Raw genomic sequence first — 25,971 nt, forward strand, 5'->3', positions numbered from 1 at the left:
GTCCGGCCCCGGGCCCGGGCTCGGCGAGCTCACTCCTCGCAGAGGCAGAAGGGGTGACCGGCGGGGTCGAGGAACACCGTGAACGTGCCGTCCTCGCTCGGCTGGTGCGGGTGCCTCGTCGCCCCGGCGGACTCCGCGATCGGGGCCGTGCGCTCGATCGACGACACGGTGAAGTCGAGGTGGGCCTGCTGGGGGATCGGGCCGTCGGGCCACTCGGGCGCGCGGTAGTCGTCGACCTGCTGGCACGCCAGGGCGAGCCCGCCGGCCTCGCCCTCGGGCGGCACCACGTCGACCCAGTCGGCGGAGTCGGACGAGGCCTGCGCGCTCCAGCCGAGCAGTCGGGCGTAGAACGCGGCGAGTGCGCCGGCGTCGGGGCAGTCGAGTACGAAGACGTGCTTCTTCGCCCGGATCGAAGTGGTCATGCCCTGCAGTGTAGGCCGCGGCTCCGCCCCTGTACAGGGCTCGGCGGCGGCAGAGCCGGGGTCGGCTCGCGCGGGACGCACGGAAGCCGGAGATGCGGACGCACGGAAGCGCGGAAGCGCGGAACAGGATGCGGATCCCGGGCGATGGGGTCATCATGGAGGTGCCGACAACGCCGTCGAGAGGAGCGACCATGAAGGACCGCGATGCACCGCAGGGCTGGAACGCGCTGCTGCTCGATCAGATCGACTGGCACTGGAACCACCAGCTCCGCGCCCGCCTCGAGGGGCTGACCGATGACGAGTACTTCTGGGAGCCGGCGCCGGAGTGCTGGAGCCTGCGCCCCCGGGGCACGGGCGCGGCGCCGGTGCAGGGAGGATCCGGGGCTCTGAGGATCGACTTCGCGATGCCCGAGCCCGATCCCGCTCCCCTCACCACGATCGCGTGGAGGCTCGGGCACGTGCTCGTCGGGGTGCTCGGGATGCGCAACGCCTCGCACTTCGGCCGCGAACCGACCGACTACTTCTCCTACGACTACCCGGAGACCGCCGCGGAGGCGCTCCGCAGACTCGACGACGAGTACGCGCGCTGGCGCGACGGGGTCTCCTCGCTCGGCGAGGAGGGTCTCGCGCGCCCCTGCGGCGAGGCGGAGGGGCACTACGCCGAGCTGCCGATGGCGGCGCTGGTGCTGCACATCAACCGCGAGCTGATCCACCACCTGGCCGAGGTCTGCCTGCTGCGCGACCTCTACCTGCACACGGCCCGCCCGAGCTCCTGAGATCCGAGCTGAGCAGAGACGCCGTGCCAGACTGGGAACGCGGCGCTCGCCGCAGAACCGGAGGGAGGCGCCGGATGGCAGAGGGTACCGGAGCGATCGCGCTCGCCGACGGCGGCATCGAGACCGCGCTCATCGAACGGCTCGGGCAGGAGCTGCCGGAGTTCGCGGCGTTCGTGCTGCTCGACACGGCGCGAGGGCGCGACGCGCTGCGCGACTACTACCGCCCGTTCGTCGAGCTGGCCGCGAGCCGGGGGATGCGGATCGTGCTCGACACCCCGACGTGGCGTGCGAGCGCCGACTGGGGCGCTCGGCTCGGCTACGACGAGGAGGCCCTGGCACGCGCGAACGCCGACGCGGTCGCCCTCGTCCGCACGCTGGTCGAGGCCGTGGCGCCCGGAGCCGAGGCGACGGTGAACGGTTGCGTCGGCCCCCGGTCCGACGACTACGTCGCGGCGGACCGGATGACCGCCGACGAGGCCGAGCGCTACCACGCCCCGCAGGTGCGCGCCCTCGCCGAGGCGGGAGCCGACCGGATCACCGCGGTCACCGCCCTCGACGCGGCGGAGGCCGTCGGCGTCGTCCGCGCCGCCGAGGCCGCCAGGATCCCCGCCGCGGTGTCGTTCGCGGTCGGATCGGACGGGCGCCTCGCCGACGGCAGCGCCCTCGCGGAGGCGATCGCCGCCGTCGACGCGGCGACCGGCGCATCGGCCGACGCCTTCCTCGTCAACTGCGCGCATCCGGAGGAGCTGCGCCGCGGGCTCGGCGGAGAACCGGAGCTGTCGCGGATCGCGGGGCTCAGGCTGAACGCCGCCCGCCACGGCGAGGAGACCGGCGACGCCCCGGAGGCCTTCGCCGCGGCGGTGCTCGAACTGCTGGAGCGGCTTCCCGCCGTCACGACCCTCGGCGGCTGCTGCGGAACCGACGTTCCCCACATCGCCGCGATCGCCGAGCGATCCCGCGCCTGAGGTGGGAGCACGGGAGCCCGGCCGGGGGCGGTACGGTCGAGAGGTGGACGGCGAGCATCTCCCGGGAGGATCCGGCGGCGTGTGGCGGGTGCGCGGCGAGGACGGCGCGATCCGGGTGCATCGCCCGACGGGACCCTGGACACCCGCCGTGCACGCCCTGCTCGCGCACCTCGAGGCGGCCGGACTGGGCGGGATCCCGCACGTCGAGGGCATCGACGCCGAGGGGCGCGAGGTGCTCAGCTACCTCCCGGGGCGCACGCCGGACCCGAGCCGCGAGACCGTGGACGACGAGGCCCTCGCGACGGCCGCGGCCTGGCTGCGGAGCTTCCACACCGCGGTGGCGGATTTCGATCCGGGTCCGGTGGAGTGGCGGCAGGGCGTCTTCGCGCTCGGACCCGGCGAGGTGATCTGCCACAACGACACGGGCTTGTACAACTGGGTCGTCGACGAGCGCGGATCCTTCGTCGGGATGATCGACTGGGATCGGGCCGGGCCGGGCCGGCCGCTCGACGACCTGGCGTTCCTCTGCTGGAGCGGCGTGCCGCTGATGCGCGAGATCCCGACCCCGCGCGCGGCTGGCCGGCTCCGGGTCGCCGCCGACGCCTACGGCGACGTCTCCCCGGAGGCGCTGCTCGACGCCGTCGACGCGCGGATGCGCCTGACCGCCGAGCGGTGGCGCGTCGGCATCGAGCGCGGCGATCCCGGCACCCTCGCCATCCAGGCCGCGGGGATCCCCGAGCGGCACGCGGCGCAGCTGCGCGGATTCGAGTCGCGCATCGCGGGCATCCGTCACGGGCTCCGCGAGGCCGGCGCTCCGACCTCGGACGGGGCATCCACCTCGACTCGCTAGGCTGTGCACCGTGAATGAGGACAGCTTCTTCGAGAAGGCGCCGCGTCAGCGCAGCCCCCACATGGTGCCCTGGATCGTCGTCGGCATCATCGCGGTCGTCGCGCTGATCATCTCGATCGTCATCGTGACGGTGGCCCGCAGCGGCGAGGGCGCCGCGTCCGACGGGGGCAGGACCCCGACGCAGACGGAGGCCCCCGCCACCGAGGAGCCCGAGGAGACGGACGCCCCCGACGAGGAGAGCGTGCCGAGCGTCGACGTCGGAGACACCTTCGACGTGCCCATCGGCGCCTGGGGCGTGACCGCGCAGGCCTCGCAGAAGTTCGGCTCGATCTGGTACGACCTGCAGGGGGAGAATCTGGTGCTGAGCTCCCCGCTCATCGACTCGCTGCCCGACTCGTGCGCCGAGATGCGCTCGCAGTGGGGCATCACCCGCACCCCGGCGGGCGAGTACGAGGTGCTCAAGCCCGCCGAGCGCTGCGAGGCCGCGCCCGAGGTGTACGACGAGCTCTGGGGACTGACCGCGGCGATGGCCGAGAGCATCCGCTGAGGCCGGCCGGCCACGGGCCGGAGCGCGCCCGGGCTGTTCCGCGCTATTCCGCGGGGGCGCCGAAGAGGCCGGGCCACCACGCGAGCGCCAGCGCGTAGCCGGCGAAGCTGACGATGTCGAGGATCCAGTGGGCCACGACGAGGGGGAGCGACCGGCCGAAGCGGTGGTAGCACCAGCCGAAGACGAGGCCCATGATGACGTTGCCGATGAAGCCGCCGAAGCCCTGGTAGAGGTGGTAGCTCCCGCGCAGCAGAGCGCTCGAGACGATCGTCGCCGCCGGGCCGACACCGAGTCTGCGCAGGCGCTCGAACAGGTAGGCGACGACGATCAGCTCCTCCCCGAGCGCGGCGCGCAGGGCCTGCAGGACGAGCACGGGCACCGTCCACCAGAACGCGTCGAGGGCCGCGGGGACGACGGTCGCGTTGATCCCGATCGCCTTCGCCAGCAGGTAGAAGCCGAGGCCCGGGATCCCTATCGCCGCGGCGAGCAGGACGCCCCAGCCGGATTCCCGGAGCCACCACAGCCGCGAACCGGCCCCCGAGCGGATCGGGGCCGCGGGGCCCGGCATGGCGGGGTTCGTCGCCGCCGGGTTCGCCGAGGGACGCCCGAGCCCGAGCGCCCCGAGGTGCGGGGGCCGCTCGCGCCACAGCAGGAACACGACGAGGGCGACGGGGGCGAGCCCGAACGCGAAGCCGAGCAGCTGGTAGACGAGGTCGAAGGCCGGGCGGTCCGCGAGGGAGCGGTTGATCGTCGCGGTCTGCGACGACAGCGCCGCCTCGCGGGTCACCAGCTCGACGATCGCGACGATCGCGTACACGGCCGATGCGCCGAAGGAGAGGGCGAGGACGATGCCGAGCTCCCAGCGGAGACGGGCGGCGGAGCGGGGATCGGTCACAGGGGTAGCGTAGCGCTGCGCCGCTCGACGGACTGGCGGAACCCCACAAGAAAATTCGATCGAGCAGGGGGAAACCCGTAGGGAATCACGGAGAAATATCACGACTCCGCCGCGATGTCGCCGTTTGGCGGGACCGGCCGATCCGCGTGGGTAGGATTCTGGGGATTACTCACCGCGGGGGATCTTTCGGCGTGCAGAAGGGCCCGCCGCGGTTCGACTCTCATAAGGAGGAACAGTGAAGCGATCAAGGATCGGCCTCGGGCTCATCGCCCTGGCGGCCTCGGGATCACTCGCACTCGCCGGCTGCGCTTCGGGCGGCGGCGACAACGGCGGCGGTGGCGGCGACGGGGACGGCATCATCACGGTGAACAACACCGAGCCGCAGAAGGCCCTCATCCCCGCGGGCACCTCGGAGGTCGGCGGCGGCAAGGTCGTCGACGCGCTCTGGGAGGGCCTCGTGTACTACGACGTCGACGGCGTGACGCAGATGGGCGTCGCCGAGTCGATCGAGCCGACCAACGCCGAGCAGACGAGCTGGGAGATCAAGCTCCGCGACGACGCGGTGTTCTCCGACGGCACGCCCGTGCTCGCGCATAACTTCGTCGATGCCTGGAACTACTCGGCGAACGTCGAGAACGCGCTGGACAACCAGTACTTCTTCAGCTCGATCAAGGGCTTCAGCGAGACCGATCCCGTCGAGGCCATGGAGGGCCTGCAGGTCGTCGACGACCACACCTTCACGGTCGAGGCCTCGCCCGACTTCCCGGATCGCCTCGGCTACGCCGCGTTCTACCCGCTGCCCGATGTCGCCTTCGAGGACATGGAGGCCTTCGGCCAGAGCCCGATCGGCAACGGACTCTACAAGTTCGACGGCGAGGGCGCCTGGAAGCACGACGAGTCGATCAGCCTCGTGAAGAACGACACCTACGTCGGCCCCCGCGAGGTGCACAACGAGGGCATCGAGTTCAAGGTCTACGCCTCGCTCGACGCCGCCTACACCGACCTGCTCGCGGGCAACCTCGACGTGCTCGACCAGATCCCGGACACCTCGTTCGCGGTGTTCCAGGACGAGCTGGGCGACCGCGCCATCAACCAGGCCGGCGCCCTGACCACCACGCTCGCCATCTCGGTGAACCTCGAGCACTTCGGCATGGACGAGGAGGGCAAGCTGCGCCGCGCCGCGCTCTCCATGGCGGTCGACCGCGAGGAGATCATCGACGTGATCTTCGAGGGCACCAACGTGCCGGCCGAGGACTTCACCTCGCCCGTCGTCGACGGCTACGCCGAGGGTCTCGAGGGCTCCGAGAAGCTCGACTTCAACCTCGAGGAGGCCCAGAAGCTGTGGGCCGAGGCCGACGCGATCAGCCCGTTCGAGGGCACGCTCGAGGTCGCGACCAACTCGGACGGCCCGCACCAGGTGTGGGTCGAGGCCGTGGCGAACCAGTGGGCCGAGAACCTCGGCATCACGGCCGCGCCGAAGCTGTACCCGACCTTCGCGGCGTTCCTCGACGACCGCGAGGCCGACGTCGTCGGCGGTCCGTTCCGCGCGGGCTGGCAGGGCGACTACCCGGGCGCGTACAACTACATGCAGCCGCTCTACTACACGAACGCCAGTTCCAACCACGGCTTCTACTCGAACCCCGAGTTCGACGCGCTGCTCGACGACGCCGTCACGGAGAGCGATCACGACGCCCGGAACGAGAAGCTGAACGAGGCGCAGGAGATCCTGCTCGAGGACATGCCGTCGATCCCGCTCTGGTACCAGGGCACCACCGGCGGATTCAGCGAGAGCGTCGACAACGTCGCGTTCGGCTGGAACTCGGTGCCGATCTTCAACGAGATCACCGAGAAGTAAGCCCCCTCGGCGAGGCCCCGGATCATCATCCGGGGCCTCGCTCCCGTCTCGGCGCCCACCGTCGCCGGGCGGTCCCGACCTCCGAACCGCGGACGACGCCGTCCGCCGGGTTCGCTTCGCGCCACAACTGCGAGAGAATACGCAACATGTCTACCTACATCGTGCGGGGGAGGAGCGGCGCATGCTGAGATACGTCCTCTTCCGCATCCTCCAGGTGGTGCCCGTCCTGCTGGGCACCACGTTCCTCATCTACTTCATGGTCTTCGCCATGCCGGGCGATCCGGTCGCCGCGATGTTCGGCGACAAGCAGCCGAGCCCGGCCGTGCTCGAGCGGGTGCGCGAGCAGTACAACCTCGACAAGCCCTTCTTCGTGCAGTACCTGCTCTACCTCAAGGGCATCTTCGTCGGCGACTTCGGCATCAGCTTCTCGGGCGAGCCGGTCTCGCAGATCCTGGGCCGCACCTTCCCGGTCACAATCAAGCTCGCCGCCATGGCGATCGCCATCGAGCTCGTGCTCGCGGTGATCATCGGCCTGTTCTCGGGGCTCCGCAAGGGCAAGCTGTTCGACAACGTCAACCTCATCATCGGCCTGCTCTTCCTGAGCATCCCGATCTTCGTGATCGCGTTCCTCGCGCAGTTCGGCCTCGGGCTGAAGCTCGGCTGGTTCAAGCCGACGGTGGGCGCGGGCGCCCCGGTCCAGGATCTGCTGCTGCCGGCGATCGTGCTCGGCGTCAGCCTGTACGCGACCAGCATGCGCCTCACCCGATCCTCGGTGATCGACACCCTGAACCAGGACTTCGTGCGCACGGCCTACGCCAAGGGCCTCAGCCGCAGCCGCGTGATCCCGGTGCACGTGCTGCGCAACTCGCTCATCCCGACCATCACCAACACGGCCACCGACTTCGGCGTGCTCATGGTCGGCGCGACCGTCACGGAGGGCATCTTCAACGTGCCGGGCGTCGGCAACGTGCTCTTCCAGGCGATCCTGAAGGGCGAGAACTCGACCGTGGTGTCGTTCGTCACGCTGATGGTGCTCATCTATCTCGGCGTCAACCTGGTCGTCGATCTGCTGTACGCCGTGCTCGACCCGAGGATCCGCTATGCCTGATTCACGCACACCCTCCCACGCCCCGACCCCCGCACCGCGGCCCCGGGCCGAGCACTTCGTCGCCCCGTTCGACGAGACGCCGGTCGCCGCCGTCGACGCGGTGCGCGTCAAGGAGCAGAAATCCAACCTGTGGCTCGACGCCTGGCGCGACATGCGCCGTCGGCCCATGTTCTGGATCTCGGTCGCCATCATCCTGGTCGTCGCGCTCGTCGCGCTCTTCCCGGGACTCTTCACCCAGGTGGATCCGCGCGCGAGCTCGCTGGCCAACTCGAACGGCGCGCCGGCCCCCGGCCACCCGCTCGGCTTCAGCAAGCAGGGGTACGACGTCTACGCCCGCATCGTCTACGGTGCGTCCACCTCGGTGTCGGTCGGCCTCATCGTGATCGTCATCACCTTCGTGCTCGGCACCGTGATGGGGGCGCTCGCCGGGTTCTTCGGCGGCAGCGTCGACACCGTGCTCTCGCGCATCGGCGACATCTTCTTCTCGATCCCCTACATCCTCGCGGCGGTCGTCGTGATGAGCGTGATGCAGGACTACCGCAATCCGCTCGTGATCGCCTTCGCGATCGGCGGCTTCCAGTGGCCCATCACCGCTCGCATCGTCCGCAGCGAGATCCTCAGGGTGAAGAACGCCGACTTCGTCATGGCCGCCGAGTCGCTCGGCCTCTCGCGCCTCGCGACGCTGGTGCGCCACGTGCTGCCGAACGCGCTCGCGCCGGCGATCGTGGTGACCACCCTGTCGCTCGCCTCGGCGATCGTCGCGGAGGCCACGCTCTCGTTCCTCGGCGTGGGCCTGCCCCCGGGCGACTACATCAGCTGGGGCAACGACATCAGCGCGGCCCAGCTGTCGCTGCGCACCGACCCCATGCCGCTCATCTATCCGTCGCTCGCGCTGACGGCCACCGTGCTCGGGTTCATCCTGCTCGGCGAGGTCGTGCGCGACGCGCTCGACCCGAAGGCGAGGGCGCGCCGATGAACGACCAGACACAGGAGACCGGTGCAGTGCCGAACCACGAATCGCCGAACCACGCGGCGCCTGTCCAGGCGGCCACCGGCCAGGGGGCTCCCGCTCACGCCGAGCCGATCCTGAGCGTGCGCGACCTGAAGGTCGCGTTCAAGGCCAAGAAGGAGATGAACGAGGTCGTGCACGGGCTCGACTTCGACGTGTACCCGGGAGAGACGGTCGCCATCGTCGGCGAGTCGGGGTCGGGCAAATCGACCACCATGCACGCCGTCATCGACCTTCTGCCCGGTACCGGCCGGATCACGGGCGGCTCGGTGAAGTGGAAGGGGCGCGAGCTCGTCGGCATCGGCCGCCGCGACATGGAGGCGGTGCGCGGGCGCGAGATCGGTCTCGTGCCGCAGGATCCGATGTCGAACCTCAACCCGGTGTGGTCGGTCGGCTTCCAGGTGGAGGAGGCCGTCCGCGCGAACGGGCTCGCCAAGGGCCGGAAGGCCGTCAGGGAGCGCGCGATCGAGGTGCTCGAGCAGGCCGGCCTGAGCGACGCCGAGAAGCGGATGAAGCAGTATCCGCACCAGTTCTCGGGCGGCATGAAGCAGCGGGCCCTCATCGGCATCGGCCTCGCGGCGAGCCCCGACCTGCTCATCGCGGACGAGCCGACCTCGGCGCTCGACGTCACCGTGCAGCGGGTGGTGCTCGACCATCTCGCGAAGCTCACGAGCGAGATGGGCACGGCGGTCGTGTTCATCACCCACGACCTCGGGCTCGCGGCCGAGCGCGCCGAGAAGCTCATCGTCATGTACAAGGGCAACATCGTGGAGTCGGGGCCGAGCCGCGAGATCCTGCAGCGGCCGCGGCACCCCTACACGAAGCGCCTTGTCTCGGCGGCGCCGAGCCTCGCCTCCCGTCGCATCGGCTCGGACGCCGTGCTGCCGGAGGCCCCGGTCGAGAGCTTCGACGTCGCCGCCATCGCGGAGGCCGAGCCGCAGGCTCAGCGGCGAGGCGAGCCCCTCATCGAGGTCAAGGACCTGACGAAGGTCTACAAGCTGCGCAAGGGCAACTTCGGGCACGAGGACTTCGCGGCGGTCTCGAACGCCACGTTCACGATCAACCGCGGCGAGACCATGGCGCTCGTCGGCGAGTCGGGCTCGGGCAAGTCGACCATCGCGAAGATGGTGCTCCACCTCGAGGAGCCGACCTCGGGCTCGATCACGATCGAGGGCCAGGACACCTCCAAGCTGGGGGCCAGGCAGCTCTTCGACCTGCGGCGCACGCTGCAGCCGGTGTTCCAGGATCCCTACGGCTCGCTCGACCCGTTGCACAACATCGGCAACACCATCATGGAGCCCCTGAACGTGCACAAGGTGGGCGATGCGGCGAGCCGGAAGGCCCGCGTGTACGAGCTGCTCGACCAGGTCTCGCTGCCGAGGGAGCTCGCATCGCGCTACCCGAACGAGCTCTCGGGCGGTCAGCGCCAGCGGGTCGCCGTGGCGCGCGGGCTCGCGCTGAAGCCCGACATCCTCGTGCTCGACGAGGCCGTGTCGGCGCTCGATGTGCTGGTGCAGGCGCAGATCCTCGAGCTGCTCGCCGAGCTGCAGCGCGATCTCGGGCTGACGTACCTGTTCATCACGCACGACCTCGCGGTGGTGCGCCTCATCGCGGACCGCGTGTGCGTGATGCAGCGCGGCAGGATCGTGGAGCAGGCGACCACCTCGGAGGTCTTCGAGAACCCGCAGCAGGAGTACACGAAGAACCTGCTCGCGGCGATCCCGGGCGCGCACATCGAGCTGGGTCTCTAGCCGCCCCTCGTACGGGCAGGGACGGGTGCACACGGGGACGGGTGCGTACGTGAGAAGCTGACGCACATGGATCTGACGATCGTCGTCCCGACCTGCAACGAGTCGCCCAACGTGGCCGAGCTCGTCGCGCGCCTGGGCGAGGCGTGCCGCGGCATCGACTGCGAGGTGGTCTTCGTCGACGACTCGACGGACGATACGCCGCAGGCGATCGAGGCCGCGGCGGCGGAGGCCGCGCTTCCGGTGCGCCTCATCCACCGGGAACGACCCGAGGGCGGCCTCGGCGGCGCGGTGCTCCACGGGATCCGCGCGGCGCGCTCCGACGCCTGCCTCGTCATGGACGGCGACCTGCAGCACCCGCCCGAGGACGTGCCGCGCATCCACGAGCGGTTCAGACGCGGCGACGTCGACGTGGTGGTGGCCTCCCGCTACGTCGGAGACGGCGCCGCGGCCGGCCTCGCCGGGCGCCTCCGCGTCGGCGTCTCGCGCCTGGCGACGCTCCTCGCCCGGGCGCTGTTCCCCGGCCGCCTGCGGGACTGCTCCGACCCCATGACCGGCTTCTTCCTCGTGGACCGTCGACGCTTCGACGCCGCCGCCCTGCGGCCGCGCGGCTTCAAGATCCTGCTCGAGATCCTGGCGCGGCAGCAGCTGCGGGTGGCCGAGGTGCCCTTCCGGTTCGCCGAGCGCCGGGCCGGGGATTCGAAGGCCTCGCTGCGGCAGGGCGCGCGCTTCATCGGCCAGGTGGCGGCCCTGCGGTTCGGCGGTTCGGCCCGCCCCGCGTCGGCCGCCGCCGATACGACGATCGCCGCGGCCCTCGCGCTCGGCTCCTTCCTCGTCGCCTGCCTCGGGATCGCGGTCCCCTCGTTCTGGTACGACGAGGCGGCCACCTACTCGGGCGCCGTCCGTTCTCCGGCGGAGCTGTGGCGGATGACGGGCGAGGTCGACGCCGTGCACGGTCTCTTCTACCTGCTGCTCCACCCGATCGCGGCGCTCGCCGGGCCGGATCCGTTCGCGCTGCGGGCGCCCTCCGCCGCGGCGGTCGCGCTCACGGTCGCTGCCGTCTACCTGCTCGCCCGCCGCTTCGGCCCCCGCCTGCCCTCGTGCGCGGCGGCGCTGCTGTTCCTCGGCCTCGCCCGGACCTCCTGGATGGAGACCGAGGCGCGCTCCTTCGCCCTGGCGACGCTGGTCGCAACGGTGCTGACTCTGCTGCTCGTGCGCGCGCTCCGCTCGGAGCGGCGCGGTTGGCCGATCGCCTACGGACTGCTCGCGCTGTTCGGCATCCACCTCTACGCATTCACCGCCCTCGTCGTCGCGGCGCACGCCGCGTCCGTCGCCATGAGCGGCGGGGCGCGGCGCGGGCGCGCGGCGCTGTGGGCGGCGATGGCGACCGCGGGCGTGCTCAGCGCGCCGCTGCTGCTCGAGGTGGTCTCGCAGCGGAGCCAGCTCGGCGGCACCTTCGAGATCGGCGCGCGCACGTGGCTGCACGTCTTCGTGTCGGAGTTCTTCCACCGGAACGTGCCCCAGGCGATCGCGGCCTGGGCCCTGCTGCTCGTCGCCGTCATCGGGCTCGCCGCGCGACGGGCGTCGGCCGGGACAAAGCTCGCGCCAACGGCGGGGATCCGGCCGGTGCTGGCTCTCGTGCTGCCGTGGCTGATCCTTCCGACCGCGGCGGTCGTGGTCTTCTCGTGGATCTCCCCGACGATCTACCAGCCGCGCGCGCTGGTCGTCTGCGCGCCCGCGTTCTGCGTGCTGCTCGCCGAGCTGCTGCGCCGTGCCTTCCGATCCTGGACGAGCCTCGCGGGGGCCGTGCTCGTCGCGGCGCTCGGCATCCCGAGCTTCCTCGGATACCGAGAGCTCACCGCGAAGGGGGCCGACTGGCCGCTGGCCTCGGCCGAGCTGGCGGCGCGCGCGGAGCCCGGCGACGCCGTTCTCTACTCCGAGCCGGTCGACTACCGCACGTGGCCGAGCCTGATGCGGGTGGTGCACCCGGATCGGCTGGCGGCGCTCGACGACGTCGCGCTCGTCACGCCCTACCGGGAGCGGCCGGCGCTCTTCGATGAGCGCGCACCGGTCGGCTCGCTCGGCCCGGCCCTCGCGGCTGCGGACCGGGTCTGGTACGTCTCGCCCACCGCGCTCGACGACGGCCAGCGCGCGCCGGATCTCGCGGCCCTCGTCGCCGCGGGCCTCGAGCCCGCCTCCGTCTGGGAGGGCCCGCGCACGGTCATCCAGGAGTGGCGGAGGGATCCCGGCGCCACCTGATCCGGTGCCGGGAGACGAATTATGCCCACTCGCAGGCGGCGTCGGTTAGACTGGTACGTCGGCTTCCGTCGTCGTGCCCGCGCACGGCGGCCGCATCCCACGCCGCCGGCACTCACGCCGATCTCGTAAGGATTCCACCTCTATGGCTCTCGCCACCCGCGAAGACCTCCGTAACGTCGCCATCGTCGCACACGTCGACCACGGCAAGACCACTCTCGTCGACGCCATGCTGAAGCAGACGAACTCGTTCGACGCCCACGCCGATGTCGACGATCGCGTGATGGACTCGAACGACCTCGAGCGCGAGAAGGGCATCACGATCCTGGCCAAGAACACGGCCATCACCTACGAGGGCGAGCACGCGCAGAACGGCCCCATCGTCATCAACGTCGTCGACACCCCCGGACACGCCGATTTCGGCGGCGAGGTCGAGCGCGCGCTGTCGATGGTCGACGGCGTGGTGCTGCTCGTCGACGCCTCCGAGGGGCCGCTGCCGCAGACCCGCTTCGTGCTGCGCAAGGCGCTCGAGGCGAAGCTGCCCGTGATCCTCGCGGTCAACAAGACCGACCGCCCCGACGCGCGCATCGAGGAGGTCGAGGGCGAGGCTCAGGACCTGCTGCTCGGCCTCGCCTCCGACCTCTCCGAGGATCACCCCGAGATCGACGTCGACGCGGTGCTCGACGTGCCCACCGTCTACCTCTCGGGCCGCGCGGGAGCCGCGTCGCACACCCGCCCGACCGACGGCGAGCTGCCCGACAACCCCGACCTCGAGCCGCTGTTCCAGACGATCCTCGAGCGCGTCCCGGCGCCGTCGTACGACGACGAGCACCCCCTGCAGGCGCACGTCACCAACCTCGACTCGTCGCCGTTCCTCGGCCGCATCGCGCTGCTGCGCGTGCACAACGGCTGGATCCGCAAGGGCGAGACCGTCGCGTGGGTCAAGCAGGACGGCAGCGTGCAGAACGTGCGCATCACCGAGCTCATGCTGACGAAGGCTCTCACCCGCTACCCGGCCGAGAAGGCGGGCCCCGGCGACATCGTCGCGATCGCGGGCATCGAGGACATCACCATCGGCGAGACCATCGCCGACGCCGAGGACGTGCGGCCGCTGCCGACCATCACGGTCGACGAGCCCGCGATCTCGATGACGATCGGCGCGAACACCTCGCCGCTCGTCGGCAAGGTGAAGGGACACAAGCTCACCGCCCGCATGATCAAGGACCGCCTCGACCGCGAGCTCATCGGCAACGTGTCGCTGCGCGTGCTCGACACCGGCCGCCCCGACGCCTGGGAGGTGCAGGGCCGCGGCGAGCTCGCGCTCGCGATCCTCGTCGAGAACATGCGCCGCGAGGGCTTCGAGCTGACGGTCGGCAAGCCGCAGGTCGTGACCCGCGAGGTGAACGGCAAGACGCACGAGCCCTTCGAGCACCTCACGATCGACACCCCCGAGGAGCACCTCGGCGCGATCACCCAGCTGCTCGCCGCGCGCAAGGGCCGCATGGAGAACATGACGAACCACGGCACCGGCTGGGTGCGCATGGAGTTCATCGTCCCCTCGCGCGGCCTCATCGGCTTCCGCTCCGAGTTCATGACGATCACGCGCGGCACCGGCATCGCGAACGCCATCTCCCACGGCTACGACGAGTGGGCCGGGGTCATCACGACCCGCAACAACGGCTCCATCGTGGCGGATCGCGCCGGCGTCGCGACGCCCTTCGCGATCATGAACCTGCAGGAGCGCATGTCGTTCTTCGTGCAGCCCGCCGAGGAGGTGTACGAGGGCATGGTCATCGGCGAGAACTCCCGCTCCGAGGACATGGACGTGAACATCACCAAGGAGAAGAAGCTCACGAACATGCGCTCCTCGACGGCCGACACCTTCGAGTCGATGACGCCCCCGCGGCAGCTCACGCTCGAGGAGTGCCTCGAGTTCGCCCGCGAGGACGAGTGCGTCGAGGTCACCCCCGAGCACGTGCGCATCCGCAAGGTGGAGCTCGAGGCCTCGCTCCGGGCGCGCGCGGCGTCGCGCCTGAAGAACCAGAAGTAGGCGCCTCCCGCGCGGCGGCGCCGCTCGGCCGAGGTTCCGCGTCGCCGCGACGACGGCGCGAGACCGCCGCGCCCCGCCGCCGAGGTTCGACGCCGCTACGCCCCCGCGGCGGCGCCGAACCTCGGGGAGTGGGCCTCGTTCAGCGTGACGTGCACGGCCTGCTGGTCGGTGTAGAAGTCGATCGAGCGGTACCCGCCCTCGTGGCCGAGGCCCGAGGCCTTCACGCCGCCGAACGGCGTGCGCAGATCGCGCACGTTGTTCGAGTTCAGCCACACCATGCCCGCCTCGACCTGCTGCGCGAAGTTGTGCGAGCGCTTGAGGTCCGAGGTCCAGATGTACGCCGCCAGGCCGTACTTGGTGTCGTTCGCGAGCGCCAGCGCCTCCTCGTCGGTGTCGAAGGGCGTGATGGCGACGACGGGGCCGAAGATCTCCTCCTGGAAGATGCGGGCGCCGGGCGCGACGTCGGCGAAGACGGTCGGCGCGACGTAGTTGCCGGTCGGGAAGCCCTCAGGCCTGCCGCCTCCGGCGACGAGGCGGCCCTCGCCCTTGCCGATCTCGACGTAGCCCATCACCTTCTCGTAGTGCTCCGGGTGCACGAGCGCGCCGACCTCGGTGGCGGGATCCGAGGGCGGGCCCACCACGACGTTCCTCGCGCGCTCGGCGTAGCGCTCGACGAACTCGTCGTAGATCCCGCGCTGCACGAGGATGCGGCTGCCCGCCGTGCACCGCTCGCCGTTCAGGCTGAACACGCCGAAGACGGTCGCGTCGAGCGCCGCATCGAGGTCGGCGTCGGCGAAGACGATCGCGGGGCTCTTGCCGCCGAGCTCCATCGACAGCCCCTTGAGGTGGGGCGCGGCGTTCGCGAAGATGATCTGGCCGGTGCGGCTCTCTCCGGTGAAGGAGATGAGGGGCACGTCGGGGTGCTTCACGAGGGCGTCGCCCGCCTCCTCTCCGCGCCCGTTGACGAGGTTGAAGACGCCGTCGGGCACGCCGGCCTCGCGGAAGATCTCCGCCCACAGCGACGCCGACAGGGGCGTGAACTCCGCGGGCTTGAGCACGACGGTGTTGCCCGTCGCGAGCGCCGGCCCGAGCTTCCACGACTCGAGCATGAACGGCGTGTTCCACGGGGTGATGAGCCCGGCGACGCCGATGGGCTTGCGGTTCACGTAGTTCATCTGCCGCCCGGGCACCTGGAATGCGTCGTCGTGCTGCGCCACGATGAGGTCGGCGAAGAAGCGGAAGTTCTCGGCGGCGCGGCGGGCCTGTCCCCGGGCCTGCGTGATGGGCAGGCCCGAGTCGAAGCTCTCGAGCTCGGCGAGCCGGGCGTCGCGCGACTCCACGATGTCCGCGACGCGGTGCAGGATGCGGGAGCGCTCGCGCGGCAGCATCCTCGGCCAGGGGCCCTCGGCGAAGGCGCGCCGCGCGGCGGCGACGGCGCGGTCGATGTCGGCCGCCTGCCCCGCGGCGGCGCGGATGTAGACCTCGTTCGAGGTCGGGTCGAGCACGTCGAACTCCTCGCCCCCGACGGAGTCGACGGACTCGCCGTCGATGAAGTGGCGGATCCGATCCGGCAGCCCTGCCGGTGCGTTCTGGGTCATGGCTGAAGCCTCCTGATGCTGATTGCGGATGGGTACGGCCGGTCAGGCGGAGCCCGACGGGCGATGCTGCTGCGGGTCGACGCCGGTCTCCCGGTCGTAGCGCGCTCGCCACTCGGCGTTCATGGGGAAGAGGCCGTCGACCGGGGCGCCCGCGGCGACCTGCTCGGCGACCCAGGTGTCGGCGCGCTCCTGGGCGGCGGCCTCGGCCGCGACCTCGGCGACGAGCGACGGCGGGATCACGATCACGCCGTCGCGGTCTCCGAAGATCACGTCGCCGGGCTGCACCGCTGCGCCACCGCAGGCGACCGTGACGTCGACCTCCCACGGCACATGGCGGCGGCCGAGCACGCTCGGGTGCGCGCCCTTCGAGAAGACGGGGATGTCGAACTCCCGCACCGCGGCGAAGTCGCGCACCCCTCCGTCGGTGACGATGCCGGCGGCGCCGCGCACCTGCGCTCGAAGGGCGAGCACGTCGCCGACCGTGCCGGTCTCGGACAGGCCGCGGGCCTCGATGACGAGCACCTCGCCCTCCCGCACCGTGTCGAAGGCGCGCTTCTGCGCGTTGAACCCGCCGCCGTGCTCCGCGAAGAGGTCGGGTCGGAACGGGATGAAGCGGAGCGTCTTCGCCGTTCCGAGGACGCGCCCGTCCTCGTGGTTCGGGTGCACGCCGTCGATGAAGACGTCGACGTAGCCGCGCCTGCGCAGCGCCGCGGAGACCGTCGCGACCGCGACGCCGTCGAGCAGCTCGCGGACCTCCGGCGTGAGCGGGTGCGGAGGCTCATCGCCCCGCGCATCGCCCCATGCCTCGGCCCGCTGCCGGTCGTCGGCGGCCGGCCGGTGGCCGAAGTCCCCGAACGGTTCGAGGCCCTGCGTCACCGTCGTGACGAGGCGTCCGGTCGTGGGGGCCCCGGGCACGTCCGGTGCGTCGACCTCGACCTCGACGACGTCTCCCGGCACGACGACCGAGGAGCCCGCCGGGGTGCCGGTGAGGATCACGTCGCCGCGCTCGAGCGTCATGTGCTGCGAGAGGTCGGCGACGAGCTGGCCGAACGGGAAGAGGAGGGTGTCGGACGTGTCCTCCTGCACGAGCGCCCCGTTCACCCAGGTGCGCACCCGCCAGTCGCCCGCTCCGAGACCCTCCGCGGGAACCGCGGCCGGGCCGATCGGCGTGAAGCCGTCGCCGCCCTTGCTGCGGACGTTCGAGCCCTTGTCGGCGGCGCGCAGGTCGTAGAGGCCGAAGTCGTTCGCCGCGGTCACGGCGGCCACGTGCCGCCACCCCTCCTCGGGCGCGACCCGGCGCGCCGGCTCGCCGATGACGAGGGCGATCTCGCCCTCGAACGCGAGCAGCTCGGCGCCCGCAGGCCGTTCGATGCCGGCGCCCGAGGGCGCGAGCGAGGAGGCGGGCTTGAAGAAGTACGACGGGAAGGCCGGGGTGCGCCCGCGCTGGGCGGCGCGCGACGGGTAGTTCAGGTGCACGGCGATGATCTTGCCGGGCGTGGGGATTCCGTAGGTCATGGGCTCCTCGTCTCGGTCAGTAGTCATCGCGGGCGGCCTCCGATCCGGATCCGCCGGCCAGCGCGGCGAAGCGGTCGACGAGCGCCTCGGTCTGACGGGCGAGGATCGCCACGTCGGCGCCCACGGCCACGAAGGCCGCTCCGGCCTCCAGGTACCGCTCGGCGGCTGACGGGACGAACGCGTTCACGCCGACCGGTGTGCCCGCCGCGCGCCCGGCGGCGATCGTGCGCAGCACGGCCGCCACGACGTCGGGGTGATCCTGCCGGCCGAGCAGCCCCATCGAGGCGGCGAGATCCGAGGGGCCGGCGAAGAGCGCGTCGACGCCGTCGACGGCCGCGATCCGCTCGACGTCGGCGACGGCCGCGGCGGACTCGATCTGCACGGTGAGGCTGAGGGTCTCGTCCGCGCGGCCGAGGTATCCCTCCACCCGGTTCCACCGGGCCGACCTCGAGAGCGCGGAGCCCACGCCGCGCACACCGCCCCCCGCCCCGTCGGGGTAGCGGACGGCCCGCACGATCCCGGCCGCCTGCTCGACGGAGTCGACCATCGGGACGAGCAGGTTCTGGGCGCCGAGGTCGAGGAACCGCTTGATCGTCACGACGTCGCCGGACGGCGGCCGCACGAGGGGCGCGACCGGGTAGGCCGACATCGCGTGGAGCTGCGCGAGCACGGACTCGAGCCCGTTGGGGGAGTGCTCGGCGTCGAGCAGCACCCAGTCGCAGCCGCTGCCGGCGACGATCTCGGCGGTGATCGGACTGCCGGCGCAGGCCCAGAGGCCGATCAGCGGCCGCTCGCTCGCCGCGAGCCGTTCGCGCATCGTCGCGGGGAGCTCTAGGCGAATCGGCACGTCACCGCCCCCAGCCTGCCGTAGTCGGCGTGCACGGAGTCGCCCCGCTCCACCCACATCGGCCTCGTGAACGATCCCGCGAGCACGATCTCCCCCGCGCCGAGCGACTGACCGTGCTGGGCCAGCTTGTTGGCCAGCCAGGCCACCCCCATCGCGGGGTGGCCGAGGACGGCGCCGGCGACGCCGGAGTCCTCGACGGTCTGGTTGCGGTAGAGGAGCGCCGAGGCCCAGCGCAGGTCGAGATCGTCGACGCGCACCGGGCGGCCGCCCAGCACCATCGCCCCGAGGGCTGCGTTGTCGCTGATGGTGTCGACGATCGTGCGCCCCTCGAGCTCGATGTGCGAGTTCAGCACTTCGAGGGCGGGCATCACGTAGTCGGTGGCGTTCAGCACGTCGAAGATGGTGACGTCGGGGCCCGCGAGCGGTTCGGCGAGCTTGAACGCCAGCTCGACCTCGATGCGCACGTTCGAGAAGCGGTCGAACTCGAGCGTGGCGCCCGACTCGTAGACCATGTCGTCGTGGATGACGCCGTAGTCGGGCTCCGAGATGCCGGTCGCCGCCTGCATGACCTTCGAGGTGAGGCCGATCTTGTGGCCGACGAGTCTCGCGCCCTCCTGGACGCGGCGATCCGACCACAGCTTCTGGATCGCGTACGAGTCGTCGACGGTCATGCCGGGGTAGCGGCTCGTGAGGTGCGGGATCACGCTGCGGTCGCGATCCGCCTGCACGAGCTCGCCGGCGATGGATTGGATCTGGGTCTGGTCGAGCACCGGGCCCTCCGTAGTCTCTGGTGTCTGATGCGGGTGCGCCGATGGACGCGGGTGTGGGTGATGCGCGCGGGGTCCGCGGGGGCGCGCCGGGCGGCGCGCCCCCGTCAGCCGACCCAGCTGGTGAACTTCTTCTCGGCCCGGCTGACGACCTGGTTGAGCAGGATCGCGATCAGCATGAGCAGCAGGGAGATCGCCCAGACCGCGCTGTAGTTGTGCGACTTGCTGGCCGTCGAGACGACACCGCCGATGCCGACGAGCGCGATGAACATCTCGCCGTTGATCATGCCCTTGACGCACCGCCCGACGGCGAGCCGGAGCCCGGCGACCGTGAGGGGGAACGCCGCGGGGATCACGACGCGCCGCACGGTCGCCCACGGTCGCGCTCCGTACGAGGCCGCCATGTCGAGCAGCGGCTGGTCGACGGTGCGGATCCCGGCCGAGGTGTTGATGATGATCACGAACACCCCGTAGAGGAAGACCACCGAGATCCTGGTGATGTCCGAGAGTCCGAAGATCGCGAACAGGATCGGCGCGAAGATCAGCGACGGCGTCACCATGAGCGCGTTGACGTAGATGTCGAGCGCCGCGTAGACCCGCGACGACAGGCCCATGAGCGTGCCGACGACGAGGCCGACCGCGACGGCGAGGACCAGGCCGATCGCGAACATCGACAGGCTCGACAGCAGGTAGCCGAGGAAGTCCTCGCCGGCGAAGAGGCGGACGAGCTCGACGACGACGGAGCTGAGCGGGGGCAGCCAGGTCAGCCGGAGTGCGTGGCCGAGGATCTCCCAGACGATGCCGAGGAGGATCAGCGATCCCCAGTCGAGCACGACGGCGCGCAGGATCCGGACCGGCAGCGGCCGACGTGAGGGGCGCGGCGCGTCCGGATCGGCGATCGCCAACTGGCGCGTGAGCGTGGAGGTCATTTCGCGCCCATCCGGTACATGTCGCGCAGGCGCTGCCAGAGGTGCTCCTTGAGGTCGACGAACTCCGGCGTGCGCTCGATGCCCTCCTGGTTGCGGGGGCGGGGGATGTCGACCGGGATGACCTCCTCGACCCGGCCCGGCCTAGCCGACATGAGCACGACGCGGTCGGCGAGCAGCACCGCCTCCTCCATGTCGTGCGTGACGAAGACCACCGTCTTCTTGTCGTTCTCCCAGATCTTGAGCAGCTCCTCCTGCATGTAGCGGCGGGTCTGCTGGTCGAGGGCGCCGAAGGGCTCGTCCATGAGGATGACGGGGGTGTCGACGGCGAGGGCCCGCGCGAGCCCGACGCGCTGCTGCATGCCGCCAGAGAGCTCCTTCGGATACTTGTCCTCGAAACCCGTCAGACCCACCTTGGCGATGAACTCCCGCGCGATCTCGCGCGCCTCCCGCTTGGAGCGGCCCCGCATCTCGAGGCCGAAGGCGGTGTTGTCGAGAATGGTCGCCCAGGGCAGCAGCGCGAAGTTCTGGAACACCACCGAGCAGTCGAGGTTCGGCCCCTTGACCCGGGATCCGTTGACCTCGACGGTGCCCTCGGTGGGGTTCTCGAGCCCGCCGATCGCCCGCATCAGCGTGGTCTTGCCGCAGCCCGACGGGCCCAGCAGGGTGATGAACTCGTTGTTCCCGATCGTCAGGTTGACGTCCGACAGCGCGAGCGTCTCTCCGCGGCCCTCGGTGACGTAGCGGTGCGTGAGATCCCGTACTTCGATCATTATTTCTTCCACTTCATGAGTCGGCGCTCGAAGGTCTGCATCAGCGTCGCCAGGAGCACGGCCTCCAGCACCACGGCGATCGTCGTGGCGTAGAGCAGGTCGGATTGGAACGTGCCGCGGTAGTCGAGCATGCTCTGGCCGATGCCGACGGGGAGCATGATGAGCTCGACGATCACCATCCCGGCGAACGCGCGGCTCAGGCCGATGCGCAGCCCCGAGAAGATCGCGGGCACCGCGCCGGGGATGAGGATCCTCGCCCAGACCCGCCCCTCGCCGGCCCCGAAGCTCCGCGCCATCTCGCTGAGGGTCCGCGGAACGGTGCGGACGCCGGCGCGCACGTTGGTGAGGATGTACACCCAGGCGAACAGGACGATGACCAGCACCTTCGGGAGCATTCCGAGGCCGAAGGCGACGAGGATGATGGGGATGAGTGGGGAGATCGGCAGCGCGATCGTGGCCGCGGTGATGGGGGAGAGGAGCCGGTCGACGGCCTGCCAGCGGGCCATCGCGAGCCCGAGCGGCACGGCGATGACGACCGCGGTCGCGTAGCCGATGACGAGCGCCAGGTTGCTGACGCCGAGGGCCGGCCAGAGCTCGCCCGTGACGAACATCATGTCGAACAGGCCGACCATGGTGTCGGAGAACGTGGGGATCAGGATCGAGTCGGCCGACCGGGCCCCGATCTCCCACAGCCCCGCGAACAGGGCGATGGCCGCGAGCCGGAGCAGCACCGTCGTCGTCGGCCGCACCGTCCGGCCGAGATGCAGGATCTCGATCGGCTTCGTCTGCGGCCGCGAGGCGGCCGGAAGCGTATTGGTGGTCACAGTGTTCCCTCCGGCCGGTTCCCGGGACGAGCCCGGGAACCGGCATCGTCGCTAGTGCGCGAACTCGGTGTCGGCGACGTCCTCGACGGTGAGCTCGCCCTCGGGGATGGAGCCGGACTCCTGGTAGAAGGCGATGGTCGCCTCGACGGCGGCCGGATCGAGGCCGACGGCATCGGGGAAGGCGCCGCCCGCGACGAGCTCCTCGTAGATGGACGCGTACTTCTCGGGCTCGCCCTCGAGGATCCGTGCGGCCTCCTCGGCGAAGGTCTGCGGATCCGAGTTCACGGCGTCGAACTGCTCGCCCAGCGCGTCGAGGAACGCCGAGACCGCCTCGGCGTCGTCGTCGAGCGTCTTCTGGGTGGCCGCGATGGTCTGGGTGAGCAGGTCCGACTGGGTGTCGCTCAGCGAGGTGAGCACCTTGCCCTGATCCGACTCGCCGCCCGTCACGCCGATCCAGTCCTCCAGGCGGACGACGGTGCCCATGATCTGCCCCTCCAGCAGGGCGGTCGCGCGGTTCTCGGAGCCCGAGATCACGAGCCACTCGGGCTCGTCGGCGTCGGGGCACTCGTCCGCGTACCAGCGCTTGAGGTGGGCGGTGCTGGTCGACCCCTCCGAGTGGATCGCCACGGGTTGCCCGGCGAGATCCTCGCACGATCCCACGTCGGGGGCGACGATGATCTGGAGATCGTTCATGTTGTTGTTGGCGACCATCCTGATGTCGGCCTTCGCGATGTTGGCGCTCATCACGGTCGCCGGGCCCATCGAGGCCACGTTCACGTCGCCCCGCAGGAGCGCCTGGGTCTGCACGTCGGGGGAATCGAACTCGATGTAGTCGGTCTCGACGCCCTCCTCCGCCAGCGATTCGAGGGCGAGGATCGCCGGGACGTCGGTGGGGCCGATACCGCCGGGGAAGCCCAGGGTGATCGAGCCGTCGCCGCCCGCGTCGTCTCCCGAGCCCGCGCAGGCGGCCAGGGAGCCGACCAGTCCGAGCGCGAGTGCGAGGCCGGCGCCGGCTCGGATGCCGCGTCGTGTCATGAGTCTCTTCATCGAGTTTCTCCTTGTCGGATGTGTGGTGGTGAGGGTCAGTCGTCAGCCGTCGTGGGCGGACCGCAGTGAATCGACGAACGTCGACAGGGCTTCGGACAGCTCGACGAGCGGGTCGCCGCCGATCTGCTGGGAGATCCGCTCGTACTCCTGCTCGATGTCGGGCCCGAGGGACGCGACCAGCTCGGAGCCGGCCGCGGTCAGCGACAGGTGCACCTGCCGCTGGTCCTCCTCCCCGTTGGTGCGCTGCAGGAAGCGCCGGGACTCCAGGTTCGCGAGGATGCGCGACAGGCTCGGCTTCGAGATCACGGACTCCTCGGAGAGCTCCGAGAAGGTGACGGATCCGTGCGCGTGGACGACGCGGAGCACGCGCCACTGGGTCTCGGTGAACCCGGCGGCGTGCAGGATCGGGCGGAAGCGCTGCATCATCACCTCGCGCGCCTGCAGGAACTGCAGCGGCAGCATCTCGGCGATCTCCCTCATGCTGTTCTCCTCATCGGTCTCGGTCGTCTCGTCAGTCTCGGTCGGTCTCGTCGGTCGCGGTCGGCGATTCGTTCACATGTTAATGTGAACATGTTAATGAACTCAAGTCCCTCGCGAAAACCGCCCGCGGCGGCGCCGCTCCGCCGCCGGTAGACTGGCCGGGTGACTAGGCACTTCCTCCGCGACGACGACCTCAGCCCGCACGAGCAGCGCGAGGTGCTCGACCTCGCCGCGCGCCTGAAGCGTGACCGGTTCGGTCTCCGCCCGCTCGAGGGGCCGCAGTCGGCTGCCGTCTTCTTCGACAAGACCTCGACGCGCACCCGATTCAGCTTCGCCGCGGGCATCGCCGAGCTCGGCGGCTCCCCCATCGTCGTCAACCCGGGCGAGGCGCAGCTGGGCGTCAAGGAGACCATCGCCGACACCGCCCGGGTGCTCTCCCGCATGGTGTCGCTGATCGTGTGGCGCACCTTCGCGCACTCCGGGCTCGAGGAGATGGCCGAACACGCGACGGTGCCCGTCATCAACTCCCTCTCCGACGACTTCCACCCCTGTCAGATCCTCGCCGACCTGCAGACCATCCGCGAACGCCGAGGAGATCTCGCCGGCCTCACTGCCGCGTACGTCGGCGACGCCGCGAACAACATGGGCCACTCCTACCTGCTCGGCTTCGCGACCGCGGGCATGCACATCCGCGTCGCCGGCCCCGAGGGGTTCCACCCGCGCGCGGACATCGTCGCGGACGCGGAGCGCATCGCCACCGAGACCGGCGGCAGCGTGACGGTCACGACCGACCCCGTCGCGGCCGTCGACGGAGCCGACGCCGTCATCACCGACACCTGGGTGTCGATGGGACAGGAAGAGGAGAAGGCCTCGCGCATCGAGACCTTCGGCGCCTACCGGGTCACCCCCGAGCTCATGTCGCACGCGGCGGGCGACGCGATCTTCCTGCACTGCCTGCCCGCCTACCGCGAGTACGAGGTCGCGCCCGAGGTCATCGACGGCCCGCAGAGCGTGGTCTGGGACGAGGCCGAGAATCGCGTGCACGCGCAGAAGGCGCTCATGGCGTGGCTGCTGGAGCGCGCCTGATCCGTGCGATGCCGCGGCGGGCGGAGCACTCGGCCGTTCGCTTGTGTCCCATCCCCCGAAATCGGGGACGCGTACGTGCGTTCCAGAGGGCGGAAGCGCACTCGAGCGTCCCCGAATCGAGGAGTGCGCGAACCGCTAGGCTGGTCGGGTGACTGAGGCGAACGAGAACACGCAGGACGAGACCGGCAACCGCGCAGCCGAGGCGGGTGCGCTCTGGGGCGGGCGCTTCGCGAGCGGGCCGTCGCCGGCGCTGCAGGCGCTGAGCAAGTCGACGCAGTTCGACTGGGTGCTCGCGCAGTACGACATCCGGGGATCCAAGGCGCACGCGTCGGCGCTCGCCGCCGGCGGGTACCTCACCGCCGATGAGCTCGCCGAGATGCGCGCGGCCCTCGACGAGCTCGCGGCCCGCGTCGCGGACGGCCGCTTCGTCGCGGCCGAGGAGGACGAGGACGTGCACTCCGCCCTCGAGCGCGGGCTCATCGAGGTCGCGGGGGTGCAGCTCGGCGGCAAGCTGCGCGCCGGCCGCAGCCGCAACGACCAGATCGCGACCCTCGTGCGCCTCTACCTGCTCGATCGCGCCGCCGTGCTCCGGGAGCTGCTGCTCGACCTGGTCGAGGCGATCCTGAACCAGGCGCTCGCGCACCCGGAGGCGATCCTGCCGGGCCGCACGCACCTGCAGCACGCCCAGCCCGTGCTGCTCGCGCACCAGCTGGCGGCGCACGCCTGGCCCGTGATCCGGGATCTCGAACGCCTGCGCGACTGGGCGGGGCGCGCGAGCGCATCCCCCTACGGCGGGGGAGCGCTGGCCGGATCCTCGCTCGGTCTCGACCCCCGGCTCGTCGCCGCGGAGCTCGGCCTCGGCGATCCGCTCGAGAACTCCATCGACGGCACGTCATCCCGCGACGTCGTCGCCGAGTTCGCGTTCGTCTGCGCCCAGATCGGCATCGACCTCTCGCGCCTCAGCGAGGAGATCATCCTCTGGAACACCAAGGAGTTCGGCTTCGTCAAGCTGCACGACGGCTTCTCGACGGGCTCGAGCATCATGCCGCAGAAGAAGAACCCCGATATCGCCGAGCTGGCGCGGGGCAAGTCGGGCCGCCTCATCGGCAATCTCACCGGCCTGCTCGCGACGCTCAAGGCGCTGCCGCTCGCCTACAACCGCGACCTGCAGGAGGACAAGGAGCCGGTCTTCGACTCGGTCGCCCAGCTCGAGGTGCTGCTGCCCGCCTTCACCGGCATGGTCGCCACGATGAGCTTCGACACGGCGCGCATGGCGGAGCTCGCCCCGCAGGGCTTCTCGCTCGCGACCGACGTGGCCGAGTGGCTCGTGAAGCAGGGGGTCATCTTCCGCGACGCGCACGAGATCTCGGGCGAGCTGGTGCGCTTCTGCGAGGAGCGCGGGCTCGAACTGCATGAGCCCTCGGACGAGGAGCTCGCCTCGATCTCCGAGCACCTGACCCCGGCCGTGCGCGAGGTGCTGACCATCGAGGGCTCGGTGAACTCGCGCGTCGGCGCCGGGGGCACCGCCCGGGCGCGGGTCGACGAGCAGCTGGAGCGCCTCGCCGAGCGGATCGCGGAGTTCCGCGCGTAGCGGTCTACGAGACCCGGGTATGCAGCCCGATCTCCT

General features: G+C 70.9%; 23 protein-coding genes. 12 read left to right on the plus strand and 11 right to left on the minus strand.

The genetic code is table 11. From position 1 onward, the window contains the following. Positions 1–29 precede the first annotated feature (29 nt). A complete protein-coding gene (locus JD276_RS02305; RefSeq protein WP_200113542.1) occupies positions 30–422 on the minus strand; it encodes a VOC family protein in 393 nt (130 codons plus the stop codon). 191 nt (positions 423–613) lie between these two features. Between JD276_RS02305 and JD276_RS02310 the strand changes: the two genes are divergently transcribed. The 4 genes from JD276_RS02310 to JD276_RS02325 all read left to right on the plus strand — a co-directional run bounded on the left by JD276_RS02310 (position 614) and on the right by JD276_RS02325 (position 3,560). Next, on the plus strand, positions 614–1,198 hold the full coding sequence (locus JD276_RS02310; protein WP_200113544.1) for a DinB family protein: 585 nt from the start codon (positions 614–616) through the stop codon (positions 1,196–1,198). Between the two features lie 74 nt (positions 1,199–1,272). Continuing rightward, positions 1,273–2,163 carry a homocysteine S-methyltransferase family protein gene (locus JD276_RS02315; RefSeq protein WP_200113547.1) on the plus strand — a complete coding sequence of 297 codons (891 nt, stop codon included), beginning with the start codon at positions 1,273–1,275 and terminating at the stop codon, positions 2,161–2,163. 43 nt (positions 2,164–2,206) lie between these two features. Beyond that, on the plus strand, positions 2,207–3,013 hold the full coding sequence (locus tag JD276_RS15785; protein WP_200113549.1) for a phosphotransferase: 807 nt from the start codon (positions 2,207–2,209) through the stop codon (positions 3,011–3,013). Positions 3,014–3,023: 10 nt separating this feature from the next. Next, positions 3,024–3,560 carry a hypothetical protein gene (locus JD276_RS02325; protein WP_200113550.1) on the plus strand — a complete coding sequence of 179 codons (537 nt, stop codon included), beginning with the start codon at positions 3,024–3,026 and terminating at the stop codon, positions 3,558–3,560. Between the two features lie 43 nt (positions 3,561–3,603). Here JD276_RS02325 and JD276_RS02330 read toward each other — a convergent pair whose 3' ends face one another. Continuing rightward, entirely contained in the window at positions 3,604–4,455 is an 852-nt protein-coding gene (locus JD276_RS02330; protein ID WP_200113551.1) for a CPBP family intramembrane glutamic endopeptidase, read from the minus strand. 235 nt (positions 4,456–4,690) lie between these two features. On the opposite strand from JD276_RS02330, the gene JD276_RS02335 reads away from it, so the two are divergent. From JD276_RS02335 to typA, 6 genes are all read left to right on the plus strand, one after another. Beyond that, complete coding sequence (locus tag JD276_RS02335; RefSeq protein ID WP_200113552.1) at positions 4,691–6,310, plus strand: peptide ABC transporter substrate-binding protein; 1,620 nt, start codon at positions 4,691–4,693, stop codon at positions 6,308–6,310. Between the two features lie 181 nt (positions 6,311–6,491). Next, positions 6,492–7,418 carry an ABC transporter permease gene (locus tag JD276_RS02340; RefSeq protein ID WP_200113553.1) on the plus strand — a complete coding sequence of 309 codons (927 nt, stop codon included), beginning with the start codon at positions 6,492–6,494 and terminating at the stop codon, positions 7,416–7,418. Further along, positions 7,411–8,394 (plus strand): ABC transporter permease, encoded by a 984-nt coding sequence (locus JD276_RS02345; RefSeq protein WP_200113555.1) that lies wholly within the window; start codon positions 7,411–7,413, stop codon positions 8,392–8,394. Before JD276_RS02340 ends, JD276_RS02345 begins: the two co-directional genes overlap by 8 nt. Continuing rightward, the gene (locus JD276_RS02350; RefSeq protein ID WP_200113557.1) at positions 8,391–10,178 is read left to right on the plus strand and encodes a dipeptide ABC transporter ATP-binding protein; all 1,788 of its coding nucleotides are present in this window, start codon (positions 8,391–8,393) and stop codon (positions 10,176–10,178) included. The genes JD276_RS02345 and JD276_RS02350 overlap by 4 nt, the downstream gene beginning before the upstream one ends. Before the next feature lie 66 nt (positions 10,179–10,244). Next, positions 10,245–12,434, plus strand: coding sequence for a glycosyltransferase (locus JD276_RS16395; RefSeq protein ID WP_200113558.1), 2,190 nt, complete (start codon positions 10,245–10,247; stop codon positions 12,432–12,434). A 142-nt stretch (positions 12,435–12,576) separates the two neighbouring features. After that, positions 12,577–14,481 (plus strand): translational GTPase TypA, encoded by a 1,905-nt coding sequence (typA, locus tag JD276_RS02360; protein ID WP_200113560.1) that lies wholly within the window; start codon positions 12,577–12,579, stop codon positions 14,479–14,481. Positions 14,482–14,576: 95 nt separating this feature from the next. On the opposite strand, the gene hpaE is transcribed toward typA, so the two are convergent. The 9 genes from hpaE to hpaR form a co-directional block, all read right to left on the minus strand. After that, positions 14,577–16,079 carry a 5-carboxymethyl-2-hydroxymuconate semialdehyde dehydrogenase gene (gene hpaE / locus JD276_RS02365; protein ID WP_200113562.1) on the minus strand — a complete coding sequence of 501 codons (1,503 nt, stop codon included), beginning with the start codon at positions 16,077–16,079 and terminating at the stop codon, positions 14,577–14,579. Positions 16,080–16,121: 42 nt separating this feature from the next. Continuing rightward, on the minus strand, positions 16,122–17,594 hold the full coding sequence (locus JD276_RS02370; protein WP_200113653.1) for a fumarylacetoacetate hydrolase family protein: 1,473 nt from the start codon (positions 17,592–17,594) through the stop codon (positions 16,122–16,124). Positions 17,595–17,610: 16 nt separating this feature from the next. Then, positions 17,611–18,441: an HpcH/HpaI aldolase family protein gene (locus JD276_RS02375; RefSeq protein WP_200113563.1), complete on the minus strand. Its 831-nt coding sequence runs from the start codon at positions 18,439–18,441 to the stop codon at positions 17,611–17,613. Then, entirely contained in the window at positions 18,426–19,211 is a 786-nt protein-coding gene (gene hpaH / locus JD276_RS02380) for a 2-oxo-hept-4-ene-1,7-dioate hydratase (protein WP_200113564.1), read from the minus strand. Before hpaH ends, JD276_RS02375 begins: the two co-directional genes overlap by 16 nt. A gap of 104 nt (positions 19,212–19,315) precedes the next feature. Then, positions 19,316–20,137, minus strand: coding sequence for an ABC transporter permease (locus JD276_RS02385; protein ID WP_200113565.1), 822 nt, complete (start codon positions 20,135–20,137; stop codon positions 19,316–19,318). Beyond that, positions 20,134–20,907, minus strand: coding sequence for an ABC transporter ATP-binding protein (locus tag JD276_RS02390; RefSeq protein WP_200113566.1), 774 nt, complete (start codon positions 20,905–20,907; stop codon positions 20,134–20,136). Before JD276_RS02390 ends, JD276_RS02385 begins: the two co-directional genes overlap by 4 nt. Then, positions 20,907–21,731 (minus strand): ABC transporter permease, encoded by an 825-nt coding sequence (locus JD276_RS15800; RefSeq protein WP_200113567.1) that lies wholly within the window; start codon positions 21,729–21,731, stop codon positions 20,907–20,909. The genes JD276_RS02390 and JD276_RS15800 overlap by 1 nt, the downstream gene beginning before the upstream one ends. A 51-nt stretch (positions 21,732–21,782) precedes the next feature. Next, positions 21,783–22,778, minus strand: a complete 996-nt coding sequence (locus JD276_RS02400; protein WP_200113568.1) for an ABC transporter substrate-binding protein — start codon at positions 22,776–22,778, stop codon at positions 21,783–21,785. Between the two features lie 42 nt (positions 22,779–22,820). Then, on the minus strand, positions 22,821–23,258 hold the full coding sequence (gene hpaR / locus JD276_RS02405; protein WP_200113569.1) for a homoprotocatechuate degradation operon regulator HpaR: 438 nt from the start codon (positions 23,256–23,258) through the stop codon (positions 22,821–22,823). Positions 23,259–23,420: 162 nt separating this feature from the next. On the opposite strand from hpaR, the gene argF reads away from it, so the two are divergent. Together argF and argH are read left to right on the plus strand one after the other, a co-directional pair. Further along, a complete protein-coding gene (gene argF / locus JD276_RS02410) occupies positions 23,421–24,344 on the plus strand; it encodes an ornithine carbamoyltransferase (protein ID WP_200113571.1) in 924 nt (307 codons plus the stop codon). A gap of 148 nt (positions 24,345–24,492) precedes the next feature. Then, on the plus strand, positions 24,493–25,935 hold the full coding sequence (argH, locus tag JD276_RS02415) for an argininosuccinate lyase (protein WP_200113572.1): 1,443 nt from the start codon (positions 24,493–24,495) through the stop codon (positions 25,933–25,935). Positions 25,936–25,971: the final 36 nt, after the last annotated feature.

It is taken from the genome of Leucobacter chromiisoli (genome assembly GCF_016522505.1).
Lineage (GTDB): Bacteria > Actinomycetota > Actinomycetes > Actinomycetales > Microbacteriaceae > Leucobacter > Leucobacter chromiisoli.

Bases quoted from the DNA above. Each gene is read 5' to 3' on its own strand.
- JD276_RS02305 (WP_200113542.1), bottom strand. From the start codon at position 422: ATGACCACTTCGATCCGGGCGAAGAAGCACGTCTTCGTACTCGACTGC.
- JD276_RS02310 (WP_200113544.1), top strand. From the start codon at position 614: ATGAAGGACCGCGATGCACCGCAGGGCTGGAACGCGCTGCTGCTCGAT.
- JD276_RS02390 (WP_200113566.1), bottom strand. From the start codon at position 20,907: ATGATCGAAGTACGGGATCTCACGCACCGCTACGTCACCGAGGGCCGC.
- typA (WP_200113560.1), top strand. From the start codon at position 12,577: ATGGCTCTCGCCACCCGCGAAGACCTCCGTAACGTCGCCATCGTCGCA.
- JD276_RS02345 (WP_200113555.1), top strand. From the start codon at position 7,411: ATGCCTGATTCACGCACACCCTCCCACGCCCCGACCCCCGCACCGCGG.
- hpaE (WP_200113562.1), bottom strand. From the start codon at position 16,079: ATGACCCAGAACGCACCGGCAGGGCTGCCGGATCGGATCCGCCACTTC.
- JD276_RS02370 (WP_200113653.1), bottom strand. From the start codon at position 17,594: ATGACCTACGGAATCCCCACGCCCGGCAAGATCATCGCCGTGCACCTG.
- JD276_RS02385 (WP_200113565.1), bottom strand. From the start codon at position 20,137: ATGACCTCCACGCTCACGCGCCAGTTGGCGATCGCCGATCCGGACGCG.
- JD276_RS02350 (WP_200113557.1), top strand. From the start codon at position 8,391: ATGAACGACCAGACACAGGAGACCGGTGCAGTGCCGAACCACGAATCG.
- JD276_RS16395 (WP_200113558.1), top strand. From the start codon at position 10,245: ATGGATCTGACGATCGTCGTCCCGACCTGCAACGAGTCGCCCAACGTG.
- hpaR (WP_200113569.1), bottom strand. From the start codon at position 23,258: ATGAGGGAGATCGCCGAGATGCTGCCGCTGCAGTTCCTGCAGGCGCGC.
- JD276_RS02400 (WP_200113568.1), bottom strand. From the start codon at position 22,778: ATGAAGAGACTCATGACACGACGCGGCATCCGAGCCGGCGCCGGCCTC.
- JD276_RS02340 (WP_200113553.1), top strand. From the start codon at position 6,492: ATGCTGAGATACGTCCTCTTCCGCATCCTCCAGGTGGTGCCCGTCCTG.
- JD276_RS02315 (WP_200113547.1), top strand. From the start codon at position 1,273: ATGGCAGAGGGTACCGGAGCGATCGCGCTCGCCGACGGCGGCATCGAG.